Origin of the sequence: Aurantiacibacter gangjinensis (genome assembly GCF_001886695.1) — a bacterium.
GTDB lineage: Bacteria > Pseudomonadota > Alphaproteobacteria > Sphingomonadales > Sphingomonadaceae > Alteraurantiacibacter > Alteraurantiacibacter gangjinensis.
Window position 1 is genome coordinate 979016 of sequence record NZ_CP018097.1, and the last position, 14573, is coordinate 993588.

Below are 14573 nucleotides of genomic sequence, written 5' to 3' on the forward strand. Positions count from 1 at the left end.
AGCATGACATGGCAGGACCAGAAATTGCCCGCCGATCACCCACCTGTGCGCAGCGGCAAGGTCGGGGTGCTGGTCGTCAATCTCGGCACGCCCGATGCGCCGGAGACCGGGCCGGTGCGGCGCTATTTGAAAGAATTCCTCTCCGACCGCCGCGTGATCGAAATCCCGCCCATCGCATGGCAGCCGATCCTGCGCGGCATCATCCTCAATACGCGGCCCAAAAAAAGCGCTGCCGCCTATCGCGAGGTGTGGACCGATGAAGGTTCCCCGCTTGCCGCCATCACCGCACAGCAGGCTGAGAAGCTGGGGCAGCGGCTCGGCGAGGCAGCCCATGTCGAATGGGCCATGCGCTATGGCAATCCGTCAATCCCGGACCAGCTCGAAAAGCTGATGAATGCCGGTTGCGACCGCATCCTGCTCGCCCCGCTCTATCCGCAATACTCCGCCGCGACCACGGCTACCGTGGTGGACAAGGCCGCCGACTGGCTGCGCGGTCGGCGCTGGCAATCGGCGCTGCGGACGCTGCCGCCATATCACGACGATCCGGCCTATATAGGCGCTCTGGCAACCGACATCGGGCGGCAACTCGATGCGCTCGATTTTACGCCCGAAGTGCTCCTCCTCAGCTTCCACGGCATGCCGCAGCGCACGCTGGAATTGGGCGATCCCTATCACTGCCACTGCCGCAAGACCGCGCGCTTGCTGGAAGCTGCGATGGACCGCCCGGATTTGCGCATGGTGACCACCTTCCAGAGCCGCTTCGGACCCGCCAAATGGCTGGAGCCCGCGACCGACACCACGCTGGAGGCCGAAGCCGCCGCCGGCACAAAGCGCCTCGCCATTGCCGCGCCCGGCTTCTCCGCCGACTGCCTCGAAACGCTGGAGGAGCTGGCGATCCGAGGGAAAGAGCAATTCGAAGAGGCAGGTGGTGAGCGCTTCGCCGCGCTCTCCTGCCTCAATGCAGGCGATGCCGGTATGGACATGCTTGAAGCCATCATCCGCCGCGAACTGGGCGGCTGGATCTGACTGCCTCTAGCGCGGCGAAGCGCAGTTCTCTTCCCAAGTGCGCGAGTGATCGTCCGACTGGTTGAGCATGACGCAGGGCTGGCGCGTCAGCAAAAGGCCAAACCTCTCGTTGAACAGCAGAATATCGCCATTCGCCAAATGCTCCGCCTGCGGGTTCTCATGCAACAGGGTCAGGACGTCCCAGCGTTCTGGCGACATATTGCCATAGGATCGCTCGGCCAGTCCCTCGCATGCAGTCGGCTCCTCCGGCAGGGACACGCCGCCGGTATTCGCGATCGTGCCATCGGGCGTGTAATCGAATGTGATGTCGTAGGCGGGGCAGCGCGAATAGCCCGCCCGGTTTCCATCGAACACGATGCGTCCGGGCACTTCCATCAGCCCCATGCTGCTCATCCCGCCTTCGGGCTGGTACATGGTGAGCGTCTCCATCCGCCACTCGCCTTGCAGATCAGCCAGATATGGCACGAAATCCAAATGCCTGTCTTCCGGTCGCTGGAGCAGGAGTTCGATCCCGCCCGCTTCGAAAAGCAGCCTCCCGTCGGGCAAAAGCTGCCCGGTGGGCTCGTCATCGAAAAAGGAGAAATACGCCTCGTCACGCTCGTGCTTGGGCGCTTCGCATCCGGCCACCGTCATGATACGCGGCCCGCTATCGGCCGGGACGAAGCGATCCCCTCGCATCCGGCCCACCACGCCGGACCAGTTGCATTCGAGGTGCAGGCTCACCTCGCGCTCGCGGAAATTCGCATAAGCCGCCCGATTTGTGCCGCGCATGCGATAGGGCACGGTGTAGCCATCGAAGCTGACGACATCCCAATCGCCCGCGACGCTGGCGCGATCGGCAGGGCGTGCGGACGCTTGCTGCGTGCTGTCAGGGGTCGGAGACGGCGTGCAGGCAGCCGCGGCGAGGAGGGACAGCGATGCGACCAGCGATCTTTTCATGCTGTCTCCAACGGTCAGAAATCGATGGCGATCCCCTTGTGCACCCAGTCGCCATAGCGGGTGGGGCTGAGATCTTCGTCCACCTCATTCGCTTCCGGCTTGGGCGGCGGGTCGTTGGTCCAGTGGGCGGGCTTCGTGAAGCCTTCGGGGCGTTTGGTCGCGCGTTTCATAGCGCGTTCGATATGGGAGCACTGGCGCAGCGGCGCAACTGGCCCTAGGGGCAGGTCGATGGCCCCCAAAACAGGAAAGACCCCCGGACTGCCCCCGCGCCGCGCGGCGCTGAAGATGCTCGATGCCGTTTTGAGGCGTGGCGATACGCTGGAACAGGCGGGCGGCGCGGCGAACGGACTGCCCGCCCATTCCGACCGCGCATTGGCGCGCGCGATTGCGAGCGAGGTGCTGCGCTGGCTGGTCGATCTCGACGCGCTGATCGACAGCGCCACGAAGGAGCCTCTGCCGGACGATGCCAAGCCGCGCACGGTGCTGCGCATGATGCTGGCCCAATGGCTGCGGCTGGATACGCCGCCCCATGCCGTGGTCGCCACCGCATTGCCGCTGCTGACCGGCGGACCGAAGCGGCTGGCGCACGGCGTATTCGCCACGCTCACCCGGCAGGAGGCGCAGCTGCCCGACCATCCGACCTTGCCGGTGCAGGTGGCGGAGCGTTGGGCCGACCGGGCAGAGGCAATCGCCAAGGGCCTCGCCGTGCCACCGCCGCTCGACCTGATGCTGAAAGACTCCGGCGCCGGTCCGGGCATGGAGGGTATCAGCCTCGCACCGGGCCATCTGCGCCTGCCGCGCGGCGCCAATGTCAGCGACTTGCCGGGCTACGATGGGGGCGATTGGTGGGTGCAGGATCTCGCTGCCACGCTCCCGGCGCGCCTGCTGGGCGAAGGCAAGGGTCGCCGCGTGCTGGACCTTGCCGCGGCACCGGGCGGCAAGACGATGCAACTGGCCGCCGCCGGATGGGATGTCACCGCGCTGGATGTGCATCCCACCCGCATGATGCGGCTGCGGGAGAACCTTTCGCGCACACGGCTCGATGCGCATACCGTGATTGCCGATGCGCTGGAATGGCATCCGGACGCGCCCTTCGATGCGATCCTGCTCGACGCACCCTGCACGGCGACGGGCACCTGTCGCCGCCATCCCGACGTGATCCACCGTATCGGCCCGCGTCATATCGCCGAGATGGCCGACCTTCAGCGCCGCCTGCTGGAGCGAGCATCGGGCTGGGTGAAGCCCGGCGGTACGCTGGTCTACGCCACCTGTTCGCTGGAACGCGAGGAAGGTGAGGAGGTCGCTGCCACCTGCACGCTGACGCCATCGCCCATTGCGGCGAGCGAGCTGCCTGCCGGCTTTCAAGCGACCGACGCAGGCCATGTCCGCACCGATCCCGGCATGCTGGCTGAGCATGGCGGGCTGGACGGATTTTTCGTCGCGCGCTTCACCGCCTGAAAGCTGACAAAGTTGACACGGTTGCGAGGCCTCAAAACCCGCTATTTCCCTAGCATTCCTGCGGGATAGCGCCGCGATTGGCGAAGTTGACACTCTGCCGGAGAAAAACAGGGAAATGAGGAGGTTGTCCATGCGTGCGCGCCTGCCACGGTTCTCCGGTTGTAGGACAGGGCAAGGCGAGGACAGACTCGACACAGCGCCGCCCCCGCGCCAGAAAAGCGCATGTTCGCCATTTTCAAGCACCGCTGGCTAAAATCCCGCCCGCTCTACTGGGCAGGGCTGTTCGTCTTCGAATTCATCGTCGTGCTGCTGGGCGTGCTGGTGGCGCAAAGCCTGCAGGAACGCTTCGAAAACCGCCGCGAAGCCGAGCGGTTCGAAACGACGCAAGCGGTCATCAACGAGCAGATCGTCAACTCGCAGACCGGTATCCTGTCACGTGGATTGCAGGCGAACTGTATCCGCTCCAACCTTGCGACTATTCGTCAGGCCGTCCGAAATGGTGAGGCAGGCGATTTCTCCGCTATCGTCGGTCACCCGCCTCATCCGCCTACGTCGGTGTCGGTGTGGAACGGCGAGACCGCGCGAGAGGCGCGGCGCTATCTCTCGCCGGAATATGTGCAGATGTACGATTACCTCGCCACCGTAGGGGCGGAAATTACCGCGATGCGGCGACTGGAAGAGGAATGGTGGGCCTCCATCATGCTGGCAGCCGATGGCGGGGCAAACCTCACCGATGCCGAGCGCACCGAAGTGATCCTCGCCTCCTACAAGCTGGACCATGCCTTCGAAGGCTGGGACCAGTCGGTCGGACCCATGCTGGGCAGGCTATGGTATCTGGGGCTGGAGCCGAATCTCGATGTGATCGAAGCCATGCACCAGGGCGATGGCGTATGCGCCGAGCAGGTGCGTGGCTACCTGCCCGACCTGCGCGAAGGATGGGAAACCATGCAGCAGCAGGAGCGGCCCGTCCCGGGTTCCGAGACGCAGGAAACCGAAAACGAGCGTTAACCAATTCGCCGCATCGGATGCCGCAATGCCCGTCCAAGCGCGGGGTCACGAAGGTTAACTCAAGCGCGCCTCAGCAATTACCGCAAGGTTACGATTTCACTTTGTCGGCGAAGCTCTTGCGCAGCTTCATCAGCTTGGGCGGGATCACGGCCATGCAGTACGGGTTTCGCTGGCCTTCGCCTTCCCAATACTCCTGGTGGTAGTCCTCTGCCGGATACCACTCGCCGCTCTCGATCGTGGTGACGGCGGTCTGGTCGTGGCTGTCATTCCACCGCGCGATGGCCGCTTCGGCTTCGGCGCGCTGCTCGTCCGACAGCGGGAAGATCGCGCTGCGATATTGCGTGCCGACATCGTTGCCCTGCCGGTTGAGCTGGCTGGGATCGTGCGTGCCCATGAACATGTCGTAGATTTCGGGCAGGGTGACGGTATCGGAATCGAAGGTCACTTTAACGCCCTCGGCGTGGCCGGTCGTGCCGTTGCACACATCCTTGTAGCTCGGGTTCTCGACATGGCCGCCGATATAGCCGCTTTCCACGCTTTCCACGCCGATCACATCCTTGAACACCGCTTCTGTGCACCAAAAACATCCGCCGGCAACAATCGCAGTCTCGCTCATCATCGTCTCCTTTGCTTGCGGATGTGGGGATGCACGCGGCGCTTGTCATCTCTCCTTTGGCAGGTAGTGTGCGCGCAACGACTTCCACGAGGAGAATCCCGATGCGTTTCGCCCCTATTTTCGCCGCCGCTGCCATAGCCATCGCCGCCCCTGCCGCCGCGCATGACGGGCACCCCGATCTGGCCACGGTGCTGGCAGACGACCGCCGCGACGATGATCGTGCGCGCGACCAGTTCCGCCATCCGGCGGAGACACTGGACTTCTTCCAGATCGAGGCGGACATGACGGTCGCCGAATATGGCCCCGGCGGCGGCTGGTACACCCGCGTCCTCGCCCCGTGGATATCCCCCCATGGCCGCTATATCGGTTTCCAGCGCCCGTCCGCGCCCAATGATGAAGGCGTGACATGGGCCGATCGTTTCACCGCCGCCGTGGTGGAAGCCGGCCTTGCCGATGAAGGCTATGTCACCGCATTCGATACCGACAATGTGCCAGAGGACGTGGCCGGAACGGTCGACCGCGTGGTCATCTTCCGCTCGCTACACGGGCTGATGAACGGCAACCAGTCGGACGAGGTGCTGCGCGCCGTCTATACCATGCTGGCGGATGACGGCATGGTCGGCGTCGTCCAGCACCGTGCGCCCGAAGCAGCGAGCTACGAAGACAGCAATGGCTCGCGCGGTTATCTGCGCCAGTCCGATGTCGTGCGCCTGTTCGAGCTCCACGGTTTCGAACTCTATGCCCAGTCCGACATCAATGCGAATGTGAACGACCCGGCAGACTGGCCGCGCGGCGTCTGGACCCTGCCGCCGACCTTCGCGCTGGGTGACGAGGACCGGGCGCGCTACGAAGCCATCGGTGAGAGCGACCGCATGACGCTGCTTTTCCGCAAGCGGGACTGAAGCGGGTCGCACCGAGGCCGTAAATTTGCCGTTCATCGTAGCAGCCTCACTCGTGTGATAGTATCACACAAGAGGGGTTGCATATGAAAAGGCAGATGAAATTCGGTGCCGTCATGACGGGCGCGCTGGCGCTGAGCGCGTGCGGCGACACGGTCTACGACCCGCGCGGGGTCGAGAAATCCGAAACGTTATTGTCGGTCAGCGCGACCGGTCAGGCCGATACCCGGCCCGATGAAGCGCGCTTTACCGCAGGGGTACAGAACTGGGCGCGCGATGCCGCCGCCGCTTCTGCCGAAACGCAGGAGGATATCGACGAGATCGTCGCCGCCCTGCGCGAAATGGGCGTGGCGGAGGAGGACATCCAGACCAGCACGGTCAATGTCCAGCGCATCGACTGGGGGGACCGGCGCGGCCAGTTCCAGGCGTCCAACACCCTCACCGTGCGCGTGCGCGACATCGACCAGGCGGGCGCTGCGGTGACAGCGGTGACGGCGGTCGGCGCGAATATCGTCTCCGGCCCCGAATTGCGTCTCTCCGACCCGGAAGCTGCCGCCAATTCCGCCTATGCCAATGCCTATGCCGCGGCCCGCGCACGGGCGGATGCCTATGCCGAGGCGGCGGGCATGGAAGTGAGCCGCGTGCTGTATATCCGCGATGCAGGGGGATCGCAGGGCAATCGCTATTTCCAGGGCGCGCAGGCGACGGCGGTGGATGCAGCGGGGTATCGCCCGCCGCCCCCGCCGGTCTCGCCGCCGCCGCCGGTCAATTTGCAGGTCAGTCCTGAGAGCATGCAGGAGGGCGGAGCCACCATCATGCCGGGGCAAACGACCAGCGCTGTAACGGTGCAAGTGGACTTCGCCCTCGTCGAGCAGTAAATGCCGCGCGCATGATAACGCTGAAAGTCGCCGCGCTCCAGCTTGCCCTCGGTAGCGAGGACGAGGCAGAAAACATCGCCGCCGTCTCCGCGCAGGTGGAAGATGCCGCCGGCAAGGGCGCGCAGGTGATCCTGCCGCCGGAGCTGTTCTCCGGCCCCTATTTCTGCCGCGAGGAGAAGGACGCATTCTTCGCGCTCGCCCGACCGACGGCGGATCACCCATCGGTCATCGCCATGCAAAGGCTGGCGAAGCGGCTGGGCGTTGCCATCCCCACCAGCTTTTTCGAGCGCGACGGGCACCATTATTATAACACGCTCGCCATGATCGGACCCGATGGCGAGATCATGGGCACATACCGCAAGAGCCACATTCCCGACGGGCCGGGCTATGAGGAAAAGTTCTATTTCCGCCCCGGCAATGACGGGTTCAAGGTGTGGGACGTTTTCGGCGCGCGCATCGGCATCGGCATTTGCTGGGACCAGTGGTACCCCGAAACGGCGCGCGTGCTGGCCCTGAAAGGCGCGCAGGTGCTGTTCTACCCTACCGCCATCGGCAGCGAGCCGAAGGATGCCGAGATGGATACCAGCCGCATGTGGCGCCGCGCCATGATCGGCCACGCCGTATCCAATTGCATGCCGGTGGTGGCCGCCAACCGTATCGGCCATGAAGGCGGCGAGGCGGACGGCACGACCTTCTACGGCCACAGCTTCATCTGCGACGAATGGGGCGATATGCTGGCCGAATACGGCGCGAAGGAAAGCGGCGTACTGGTCGCCGAACTGGACCTCGATGCCGCACGCCAGCACCGCGCCAGCTGGGGCTTCTTCCGCGACCGCCGCCCGCAGCTTTACGGCCGCATCGCCGAGGATATTTGAGCTCCGCGCATACCTATCTGGTCGCGCTGGGCAGCAACCAGCCATCGGCCCGCCATGGCAGTCCGCGCGACATATTGGCGAAGGCGGCAGACTGGCTGGACGGGCTGGGACAGTGCCTCGCCATGGCACCGGTTATCGCCAGCGATCCCGTCGGCCCTTCGCTGCGCCGCTATGCCAATGGCGCGGCGCTTGTCGCAACGGACCTTGCACCGCCGCAAATGCTAGCCGCTCTCCAGGGCATCGAAGCCGAGGCAGGTCGCGAGCGGCGCGGGCAGCGCTGGCGCTCGCGCACACTCGATCTCGACATCGTGCTGTGGAGCGGCGGCAGCTGGAGCGCACCCGGCCTGCAAATCCCGCACCCGCAATTCCGCCAACGATCTTTCGTGCTCGCCCCGGCCAGCATGATCGCGCCCGACTGGCGCGACCCGGTGACGGGTTTCACGCTGCGGCAACTCAATGCCCGCTTGACCCGCAATCGCCCCGCCCCTAGGTGAGCGCCCGCAGCCACCGCGCTGCAAACCCGGGTGACGGGGCCCTTAGCTCAGTCGGTAGAGCAACTGACTTTTAATCAGTAGGTCGCTGGTTCGAACCCAGCAGGGCTCACCACCTTTCCCCTCAGCCTCGATTTTCCGCCGCTTCCAGCGCCAACAGCGCGAAGCTGGCGAGCCAGTGCGCGCTCATGTAGTGGCCGTCCACCGCGTCGATCGAGGCGGCGATATGCGCGTCGGCCATGTCGCGCATGCGGGCGGCGCGTGGCTTGTCGCCAAGCAATCCGGCCATCCGATGCAGCGCCCAGGCACGGCTGAGATTGAGGCCGTCAAGATGTGCCATCTTGCCGTCGGTTACATCCGACACCTTGACCGGCTTACATTGCGTCTCCAGCCAGCCGTCCTCGGGCAGCAGCCTTGCGAACCAGTCGGCGAAGGCATCACGGTCCAGCACACGGCCCATCAGCAGCGCGACGCTGAGCACGGGCGAGAGGAACTCGTCGCCGCCCGGCTCCCATCCGGCATAGGCTTGCCGTTCACCGAAATGATCGGTGGACCAATCGCGGATCGTCGCAGCCAGTTCGGCATCGAACGTCTCCGCCCATTCCAGCGCCAGCGTCAGCGCGAAGGCGGTATTGAAATGCGTGCCCGTCGTGATGGGGTGGCGGAGGATCGAAAGGTAATCGCGAAAGCCGTTCGCGAAATGCTCGGCGAGCGGGCGCAGGCGTTCGGCCCACGGCGCGTCGGCACGCGACGCTTCAAGGTGCAAGTAGAGCAGCCATGCCCAGCCATAGGGCCGCTCGAACCCGCGCGATTGCGGGCGCTGCGCATAGGCGAGTTCCGTGGCCAGCTTGGCCTCGGTAAAAGTCTGATCCGCCAATGCGCGGATTTGGCCAGCCTCCGCCATGTCGGGATAGAGCCGCGCGACGCGCAGCAGCATCCACCAGCTATGCACGCAGCTATGCCAGTCGAAACTGCCGAAGAAGGCGGGATGCAGATCGCGCGGCATGCGCGCATCGCCATCGCCCGCCATCACATGGTCGAGCTTGTTGGGATATTCGCGCGCGACATGGCCGAGTGCCGTGCACGCGAACCGGCTTGCGAGATCGGGCGTCAATTGCATCACGGTGCGCCATACCCGCCGCCGCCCGGTGTGCGAATGATTATCGCGTCCCCCGGCATCATGTCCGCCGCGCCCGTCCCGCCGAGGTCGATCTCGCTTCCGTCGGCACGCCGCATGATCGTCTCGCCCGGTGCGCCGTCGCCGCCACCCGCCAGCCCGGCAGGCGCAATCTTGCGACGGTTGGCGAGAATTTGTGCGCGCATGGGTTCGAGAAAGCGGATGACCCGCTCGACCCCCTCTCCGCCATCATGTCGGCCTCGCCCGCCCGACCCTTTGCGGATGGCGAAGCGCTCCACCCGCACCGGCAGCCGCGCTTCCAGCACTTCGGGATCGGTGAGGCGCGAATTGGTCATGTGGGTCTGCACTGCGTCGCAGCCGTGGAAATCCGGCCCCGCGCCCGATCCGCCTGCGATGGTCTCGTAATATTGCCGCGTGTCATCGCCGAAGGTGAAATTGTTCATCGTGCCTTGCGACGGAGCAAGCGCACCCAGGGCGGCGAAGATCGCATCGGTCACGACCTGGCTCGTCTCGACATTTCCGGCGACGACCGCGGCGGGCGGTTCGGGCGAGAGCATGGAGCCGGGCGGCAGCACGATCTCCACCGGGCGCAGGCAACCATCGTTGAGCGGGATGGCATCGTCGATCAGGCAGCGCAGGCAATAGAGCACGGCGGCGCGGGTGATCGCGGCAGGCGCATTGAAATTGCCTTCCAGCTGGGCGCTGGTGCCGGTGAAATCGAACCGTGCAGTGCGCGCATCGCGGTCGATGGTGACGGACACCTGCACCTCGGCGCAATTGTCCATCGCATAGGTAAATGCGCCGTCATCCAGCCTGCCGATCAGCGCGCGCACGGCAGCTTCGCCATGATCGAGCGCGTGCCCCATGAATGCCGCTACCACATCCACGCCGTGGTCGCGCGCGGCATCTGCCAGCAAATCTGCACCGCGCGCGCAGGCGGCAAGCTGCGCCTTGCAATCGGCGACGTTGCGATCCGGATTGCGCGCCGGATAGAGACCGGCGGCGAGCAATTCGCGTAGCTCGGCCTCGCAGAAGCGCCCTTCATCCACCAGCAGCACATCGTCGAGGCGGATGCCTTCCTCCTCGATCCGCCTGCTCTCGGGCGGCATCGATCCGGGCGCGATGCCGCCGATATCGGCATGGTGCCCGCGCGCGGCGACGAAGGCGGCAGGGTCCGCCCCGCCGTCGTGGAACACAGGCACGACTACCGTCACATCGGGCAAATGCGTGCCGCCCGCATAGGGATCGTTGAGGCAATAGGCGTCGCCCCGGCGAATGCCGCGCGCGCTGCGGGCGCGGTTGTCGATCACGCGGCGGATGCTGGCGGACATGCTGCCCAGATGCACCGGGATATGCGGCGCATTGGCGATCAGCGCGCCGCTCGCATCGAACAGCGCGCAGGAGAAATCGAGCCTCTCCTTGATGTTGACCGAGCTGGCCGTGCTTTCCAGCACCACGCCCATTTCCTCGGCAATCGCCATGAAGAGATTGTTGAAAATCGCGAGCCGCAACGGGTCGGCCTGCGTGCCGCTGGCGAGGCTGCGCCTGCGCGCCGCGATGCGGGTGAGGACGAGCGAGCCGTCATCGACCATTTTCGCTTGCCAGCCATTCTCGACAATCGTGGTGGAGCCGGGGTCGGCGATCATGGCCGGGCCGTCCAGCGTGTCGTCAGCGGAAAGGTTGCCGCGTTTGTCGGCCCGGACTTCGGCGTTGAGGCCGCCGCTCTCGCCGCGTCCTTCCACGCTCAGGGCTTCGAGAATGATCGGCGCGCTTTCGTCCGACCAGCCGAAGCGGCGCCGATGCTCCTGGCGGAAATGCGCGTCGGCCTTCGCAGCGGGAGCCAAGGGCATGTCGAGCGCCGTGTCGCTGCCGGTAAAGCGCAGGCGCATGCGGGCGATCAGGGCGATGCTCTCCGCGTCGATCCCCTGCGATACGAGGTCGCCGCGAACCTGCTTCTTCAGCATAGCCAGCGCCGCGTCATGGTCTTCCACCAGCGGGCGCACCACGCCGCTTTCGCGTATGGCGACGACCGGGGCGAGGCCGATGCCGTAGGCGCTGAGCATCCCTGCCAGCGGGTGCACGAGCACGGTGTCCATCCCCAGCTCGTCCGCCACGCGGCAGGCAAATTGCCCACCCGCACCGCCGAAACAGGCGAGCGCATGCCCGCTCACATCCTGTCCGCGCGCGGTGGAGATGGTGCGGATGGCATTCGCCATTTCGTCCACGGCGAGAGCGAGGAACGCCACCGCCAGTGCTTCGGGAGCCATCGGTTCGGGCAGCGCCTCTGCCACTTCGGAAAGGCGCGCAGCCGATGCCTCCGCGTCCAGCGGCGCATCGCCATCCGGCCCGAAAACGCGCGGGAACCGGTCGGGATCGATACGCCCCAGCACGAGATTGCAATCGGTGACAGTCAGCGGACCGCCCTTGCGATAGCAGGCGGGGCCGGGATCGGCTCCGGCGCTTTCCGGCCCGACGCGAAGGCGCTGGCCGTCTAAGCGGCAGACCGACCCGCCACCTGCCGCGACGGTGTGGATCTGCATCATCGGCGCGGCGATGCGGATGCCGGCAACCATGCTGTCGCCCGTGCGCTCATACTCGCCGGCATAATGGCACACATCGGTACTGGTGCCGCCCATGTCGAAGCCGATCAGCTTCTTGTAGCCGAGCGCGCGCGCCGTGATGGCCATGCCGACCACGCCGCCTGCGGGGCCGGATAGCACCGCATCCTTGCCGCGGAAGGCATGCGCATCGGCCAAGCCGCCATTCGATTGCATGAAGCGCAGCGCGCCATGATCGGGCAGCCGCTGCTCCAGCGCATCGACATAGTTCCGGATGACCGGAGAGAGATAGGCGTCGGCAATGCTGGTATCACCGCGTGGCTCCAGCCGCATGAGCGGGCTGACTTCGTGGCTGGTGCTGATCTGGGTGAAGCCCAACTCGCGCGCAATTTGCGCCAGACGCGCTTCATGCGCGGTGAAGGTCCAGCCATGCAGCAGGACGATTGCGAGCGCGTCGAAGCCGTCTTCGCGCAGCCCTGCCAGTTCGCGGCGGGCGGTGTCCTCGTCCAGCGGCACCAGAACTTCGCCATCCGCGCCGACCCGCTCGTCGATCTCGACGACGCGCCGTTCCAGCCTCTCGGGCTTGACGATATGGCGCGCGAAGATGTCGGGCCGCGCCTGGTTGCCGATGCGCAGCGCATCGCCGTGGCCACGCGTGATTGCCAGCGCCAGACGCACGCCCTGCCGCTCCAGCAGGGCATTGGTGGCGATGGTCGTGCCAATACGCAGCTCGGCAATCGGCGCTGCCCCATGCTTCGCCATCACGCGGCGCACCGCCTCGCTCGCGGCATCGTCGTAGTGCCCGGGATCGCTGGAGAGCAGCTTTGCCGTCACCAGCTCGCCGCCCGGTGTCTCGGCCACGACATCGGTGAAAGTGCCCCCGCGGTCGATGGCAAAGCGATACTGGCCGGTCATCCCCGCGGCCTAGCCTTTCACGGTCCGCAATGTCGAGCGTGATGCCGACGGTAGGCCATGGCCCAAAGTCGGTACTATGCGGAACCGATCAAAAAGTGTTTCATTGAAGTTCTGGAGCGGAGAACCGCATCCCGTTTCGGGATGCCGGACGGGACGGGATATGACGACCAGCGAAGAGATCGGGAAAGAAGTCGAGAAATTTCCTCTGACGGGCAGGTTCCTCATGGGCCGCCTGCGCGATGCGATGGACGATAGCGAAAAGCAGATCGTCGAATCGCTGGTGGAAGACGTCGCTGATTACGATGGACCGCAAACCATCCTCGAACGCGGGCAGTTGTCCGACCGGTCGACCATGCTGATCGGAGGGTTCGTTTTGCGCACCATTCGTTCGGGAGAGAAGCGCTTCGTCGTGGGCGTGCAAGTGCCCGGCGATTTCGTGGACCTGCATGCCTTCGCGCTCAAGCGGCTCGATCACGATGTCATCACAATCGGTCAGGCCAAGGTGGGCTATGTGCCGCATGACCGGATAAAGAGTGTGATGGACACCGATCCGCACCTCGCCCGGCTGCTGTGGTTCTCCACCCTGCTGGATGCGGCGATCCACCGCGAATGGATCATGAAGCTGGAACAGCTACGCGCCCCGCGGCGTGTCGCGCATATCTTCTGCGAATTGCAGCAGCGCCTGGAATTTATCGGCATGAATGTCGCCAACCGGATCGAGACGCCGCTGATACAGGCCGACCTCGCTGATATGTGCGGCACCACGGCCATCCATATGAACCGCGCGCTGCGCGATCTGCGCGAGCAGGGGCTGGCCGATTTCCAACGCGGCAAGATCAGCATCCCGGATCGCGAGGAATTGTGCGCGTTTGCCGATTTCAATGCGGATTACCTCTATGGCGAGGGCGTGCTGGGCATGCGCGGCGAGCTCGACCTGTCGCAGAAATAGTCTGGCGATGCGTCGCGTCGAGGCACCTTTCCTTGGGCAGGCGCGTTGACGCGGCAGGAGACGCGACCCTTGGCGGACAATGCAGGATTTCTGGACAGGAAGCGCAGGCCCAGCTGGAAGCTGATCGCGCTGCTGGCGGTGCTGCATGTCCTCGGCCTGTTCGCGCTCGCCCGGGCGCTGGCCCCCGAATTTACTGCCGGAATCATCGAGGAGGCGGAATCGCTCATTACCGTTACCGTGCCGATTTACGAGGAGCCGGAATCCGAGCCGAGCATTGCGCCGCCATCCGTCGACGAGGGCGCGGCAGCCGAAGCGGGGGAGGAAGCCGTGGCGCGCGAAGTCGTCGCCCAGCCCCAGCCGATCCCGCGACCCTCTCCGCAACCTGCGCCGCGTGTCACCTCGACCGGTAACGCCAATGCGTCGGGCGCGACCGATGCGGGCGAAGGCACCGGGGCAGGCGGCACGGGCGATGGCACGGGCAGCGGCAGGGGCGGGAGCGGACAGGGCGGCGCCGTCGCCGTGCGGCCCAGCGTGCGCTCGGGCGAACTCAACGAAGCCCGCGATTTTCCCATCCCCGAAGGCGGGAGAGCCGCACGTTTCGGCAAGTCCGTAGTGGTGCAGTTCACCGTCACGACGGACGGGCGCGCGCGCAATTGCAGCGTGGCGCGGTCCTCGGTCGATGCCGCCACCACGGCACGCGTCTGCCCGCTGGTAGTGGAGCGCATCCGCTTCAATCCGGCGCAGACATCGGACGGGGTGCCGGTGGAAGCGCGCTATGGCTACCGCGTCGATTTTCGCGCGCGATAGGCTTGCCGTCTGCTCT

Annotated in this window: 14 protein-coding genes and 1 tRNA gene; 10 read left to right on the forward strand and 5 right to left on the reverse strand. The window is 65.5% G+C overall.

All coding sequences use genetic code 11. From position 1 onward, the window contains the following. The first annotated feature begins 3 nt into the window (after positions 1-3). Entirely contained in the window at positions 4-1026 is a 1023-nt protein-coding gene (gene hemH / locus BMF35_RS04835) for a ferrochelatase (protein WP_047007139.1), read from the forward strand. 6 nt (positions 1027-1032) lie between these two features. Here the strand turns inward: hemH and BMF35_RS04840 are convergent, their stop codons facing one another. Together BMF35_RS04840 and BMF35_RS04845 are read right to left on the reverse strand one after the other, a co-directional pair. After that, positions 1033-1965, reverse strand: a complete 933-nt coding sequence (locus tag BMF35_RS04840; RefSeq protein ID WP_047007140.1) for a hypothetical protein — start codon at positions 1963-1965, stop codon at positions 1033-1035. A 14-nt stretch (positions 1966-1979) separates the two neighbouring features. Further along, positions 1980-2135, reverse strand: coding sequence for a DUF1674 domain-containing protein (locus BMF35_RS04845; protein ID WP_064971416.1), 156 nt, complete (start codon positions 2133-2135; stop codon positions 1980-1982). Positions 2136-2193: 58 nt separating this feature from the next. Here BMF35_RS04845 and BMF35_RS04850 point away from each other — a divergent pair, with 58 nt between their 5' ends. Then, the gene (locus BMF35_RS04850) at positions 2194-3423 is read left to right on the forward strand and encodes an RsmB/NOP family class I SAM-dependent RNA methyltransferase (RefSeq protein WP_047007141.1); all 1230 of its coding nucleotides are present in this window, start codon (positions 2194-2196) and stop codon (positions 3421-3423) included. A 222-nt stretch (positions 3424-3645) separates the two neighbouring features. Next, complete coding sequence (locus BMF35_RS04855; RefSeq protein WP_047007142.1) at positions 3646-4431, forward strand: hypothetical protein; 786 nt, start codon at positions 3646-3648, stop codon at positions 4429-4431. Between the two features lie 88 nt (positions 4432-4519). Here the strand turns inward: BMF35_RS04855 and msrA are convergent, their stop codons facing one another. Continuing rightward, positions 4520-5050: a peptide-methionine (S)-S-oxide reductase MsrA gene (msrA, locus tag BMF35_RS04860; protein ID WP_418202102.1), complete on the reverse strand. Its 531-nt coding sequence runs from the start codon at positions 5048-5050 to the stop codon at positions 4520-4522. A 98-nt stretch (positions 5051-5148) separates the two neighbouring features. On the opposite strand from msrA, the gene BMF35_RS04865 reads away from it, so the two are divergent. The 5 genes from BMF35_RS04865 to BMF35_RS04885 all read left to right on the forward strand — a co-directional run bounded on the left by BMF35_RS04865 (position 5149) and on the right by BMF35_RS04885 (position 8305). Beyond that, positions 5149-5949: a class I SAM-dependent methyltransferase gene (locus tag BMF35_RS04865; protein WP_052766070.1), complete on the forward strand. Its 801-nt coding sequence runs from the start codon at positions 5149-5151 to the stop codon at positions 5947-5949. A gap of 83 nt (positions 5950-6032) precedes the next feature. Beyond that, on the forward strand, positions 6033-6824 hold the full coding sequence (locus BMF35_RS04870; protein WP_236781562.1) for an SIMPL domain-containing protein: 792 nt from the start codon (positions 6033-6035) through the stop codon (positions 6822-6824). An 11-nt stretch (positions 6825-6835) separates the two neighbouring features. Further along, positions 6836-7699, forward strand: coding sequence for an N-carbamoylputrescine amidase (aguB, locus tag BMF35_RS04875; RefSeq protein ID WP_047007144.1), 864 nt, complete (start codon positions 6836-6838; stop codon positions 7697-7699). Then, positions 7696-8193, forward strand: coding sequence for a 2-amino-4-hydroxy-6-hydroxymethyldihydropteridine diphosphokinase (gene folK / locus BMF35_RS04880; RefSeq protein ID WP_047007145.1), 498 nt, complete (start codon positions 7696-7698; stop codon positions 8191-8193). Before aguB ends, folK begins: the two co-directional genes overlap by 4 nt. Before the next feature lie 36 nt (positions 8194-8229). Continuing rightward, positions 8230-8305, forward strand: a tRNA-Lys gene (locus BMF35_RS04885). 9 nt (positions 8306-8314) lie between these two features. On the opposite strand, the gene BMF35_RS04890 is transcribed toward BMF35_RS04885, so the two are convergent. After that, positions 8315-9310: a DUF2891 domain-containing protein gene (locus tag BMF35_RS04890; RefSeq protein ID WP_047007146.1), complete on the reverse strand. Its 996-nt coding sequence runs from the start codon at positions 9308-9310 to the stop codon at positions 8315-8317. After that, the gene (locus BMF35_RS04895; protein WP_047007147.1) at positions 9310-12801 is read right to left on the reverse strand and encodes a hydantoinase B/oxoprolinase family protein; all 3492 of its coding nucleotides are present in this window, start codon (positions 12799-12801) and stop codon (positions 9310-9312) included. The genes BMF35_RS04890 and BMF35_RS04895 overlap by 1 nt, the downstream gene beginning before the upstream one ends. Before the next feature lie 160 nt (positions 12802-12961). Here BMF35_RS04895 and BMF35_RS04900 point away from each other — a divergent pair, with 160 nt between their 5' ends. Both BMF35_RS04900 and BMF35_RS04905 read left to right on the forward strand, forming a co-directional pair. Beyond that, a complete protein-coding gene (locus tag BMF35_RS04900; protein WP_047007148.1) occupies positions 12962-13750 on the forward strand; it encodes a Crp/Fnr family transcriptional regulator in 789 nt (262 codons plus the stop codon). A gap of 69 nt (positions 13751-13819) precedes the next feature. Continuing rightward, on the forward strand, positions 13820-14557 hold the full coding sequence (locus BMF35_RS04905; protein ID WP_047007634.1) for a TonB family protein: 738 nt from the start codon (positions 13820-13822) through the stop codon (positions 14555-14557). Positions 14558-14573: the final 16 nt, after the last annotated feature.

Excerpts from the sequence above, each read along its gene's own strand:
- BMF35_RS04900 (WP_047007148.1), top strand. The coding sequence starts at position 12,962 with ATGACGACCAGCGAAGAGATCGGGAAAGAAGTCGAGAAATTTCCTCTG.
- BMF35_RS04855 (WP_047007142.1), top strand. The coding sequence starts at position 3,646 with ATGTTCGCCATTTTCAAGCACCGCTGGCTAAAATCCCGCCCGCTCTAC.
- BMF35_RS04870 (WP_236781562.1), top strand. The coding sequence starts at position 6,033 with ATGAAAAGGCAGATGAAATTCGGTGCCGTCATGACGGGCGCGCTGGCG.
- BMF35_RS04845 (WP_064971416.1), bottom strand. The coding sequence starts at position 2,135 with ATGAAACGCGCGACCAAACGCCCCGAAGGCTTCACGAAGCCCGCCCAC.
- BMF35_RS04840 (WP_047007140.1), bottom strand. The coding sequence starts at position 1,965 with ATGAAAAGATCGCTGGTCGCATCGCTGTCCCTCCTCGCCGCGGCTGCC.
- BMF35_RS04850 (WP_047007141.1), top strand. The coding sequence starts at position 2,194 with ATGGCCCCCAAAACAGGAAAGACCCCCGGACTGCCCCCGCGCCGCGCG.
- BMF35_RS04865 (WP_052766070.1), top strand. The coding sequence starts at position 5,149 with ATGCGTTTCGCCCCTATTTTCGCCGCCGCTGCCATAGCCATCGCCGCC.
- BMF35_RS04890 (WP_047007146.1), bottom strand. The coding sequence starts at position 9,310 with ATGCAATTGACGCCCGATCTCGCAAGCCGGTTCGCGTGCACGGCACTC.
- aguB (WP_047007144.1), top strand. The coding sequence starts at position 6,836 with ATGATAACGCTGAAAGTCGCCGCGCTCCAGCTTGCCCTCGGTAGCGAG.
- hemH (WP_047007139.1), top strand. The coding sequence starts at position 4 with ATGACATGGCAGGACCAGAAATTGCCCGCCGATCACCCACCTGTGCGC.
- BMF35_RS04895 (WP_047007147.1), bottom strand. The coding sequence starts at position 12,801 with ATGACCGGCCAGTATCGCTTTGCCATCGACCGCGGGGGCACTTTCACC.
- msrA (WP_418202102.1), bottom strand. The coding sequence starts at position 5,050 with ATGATGAGCGAGACTGCGATTGTTGCCGGCGGATGTTTTTGGTGCACA.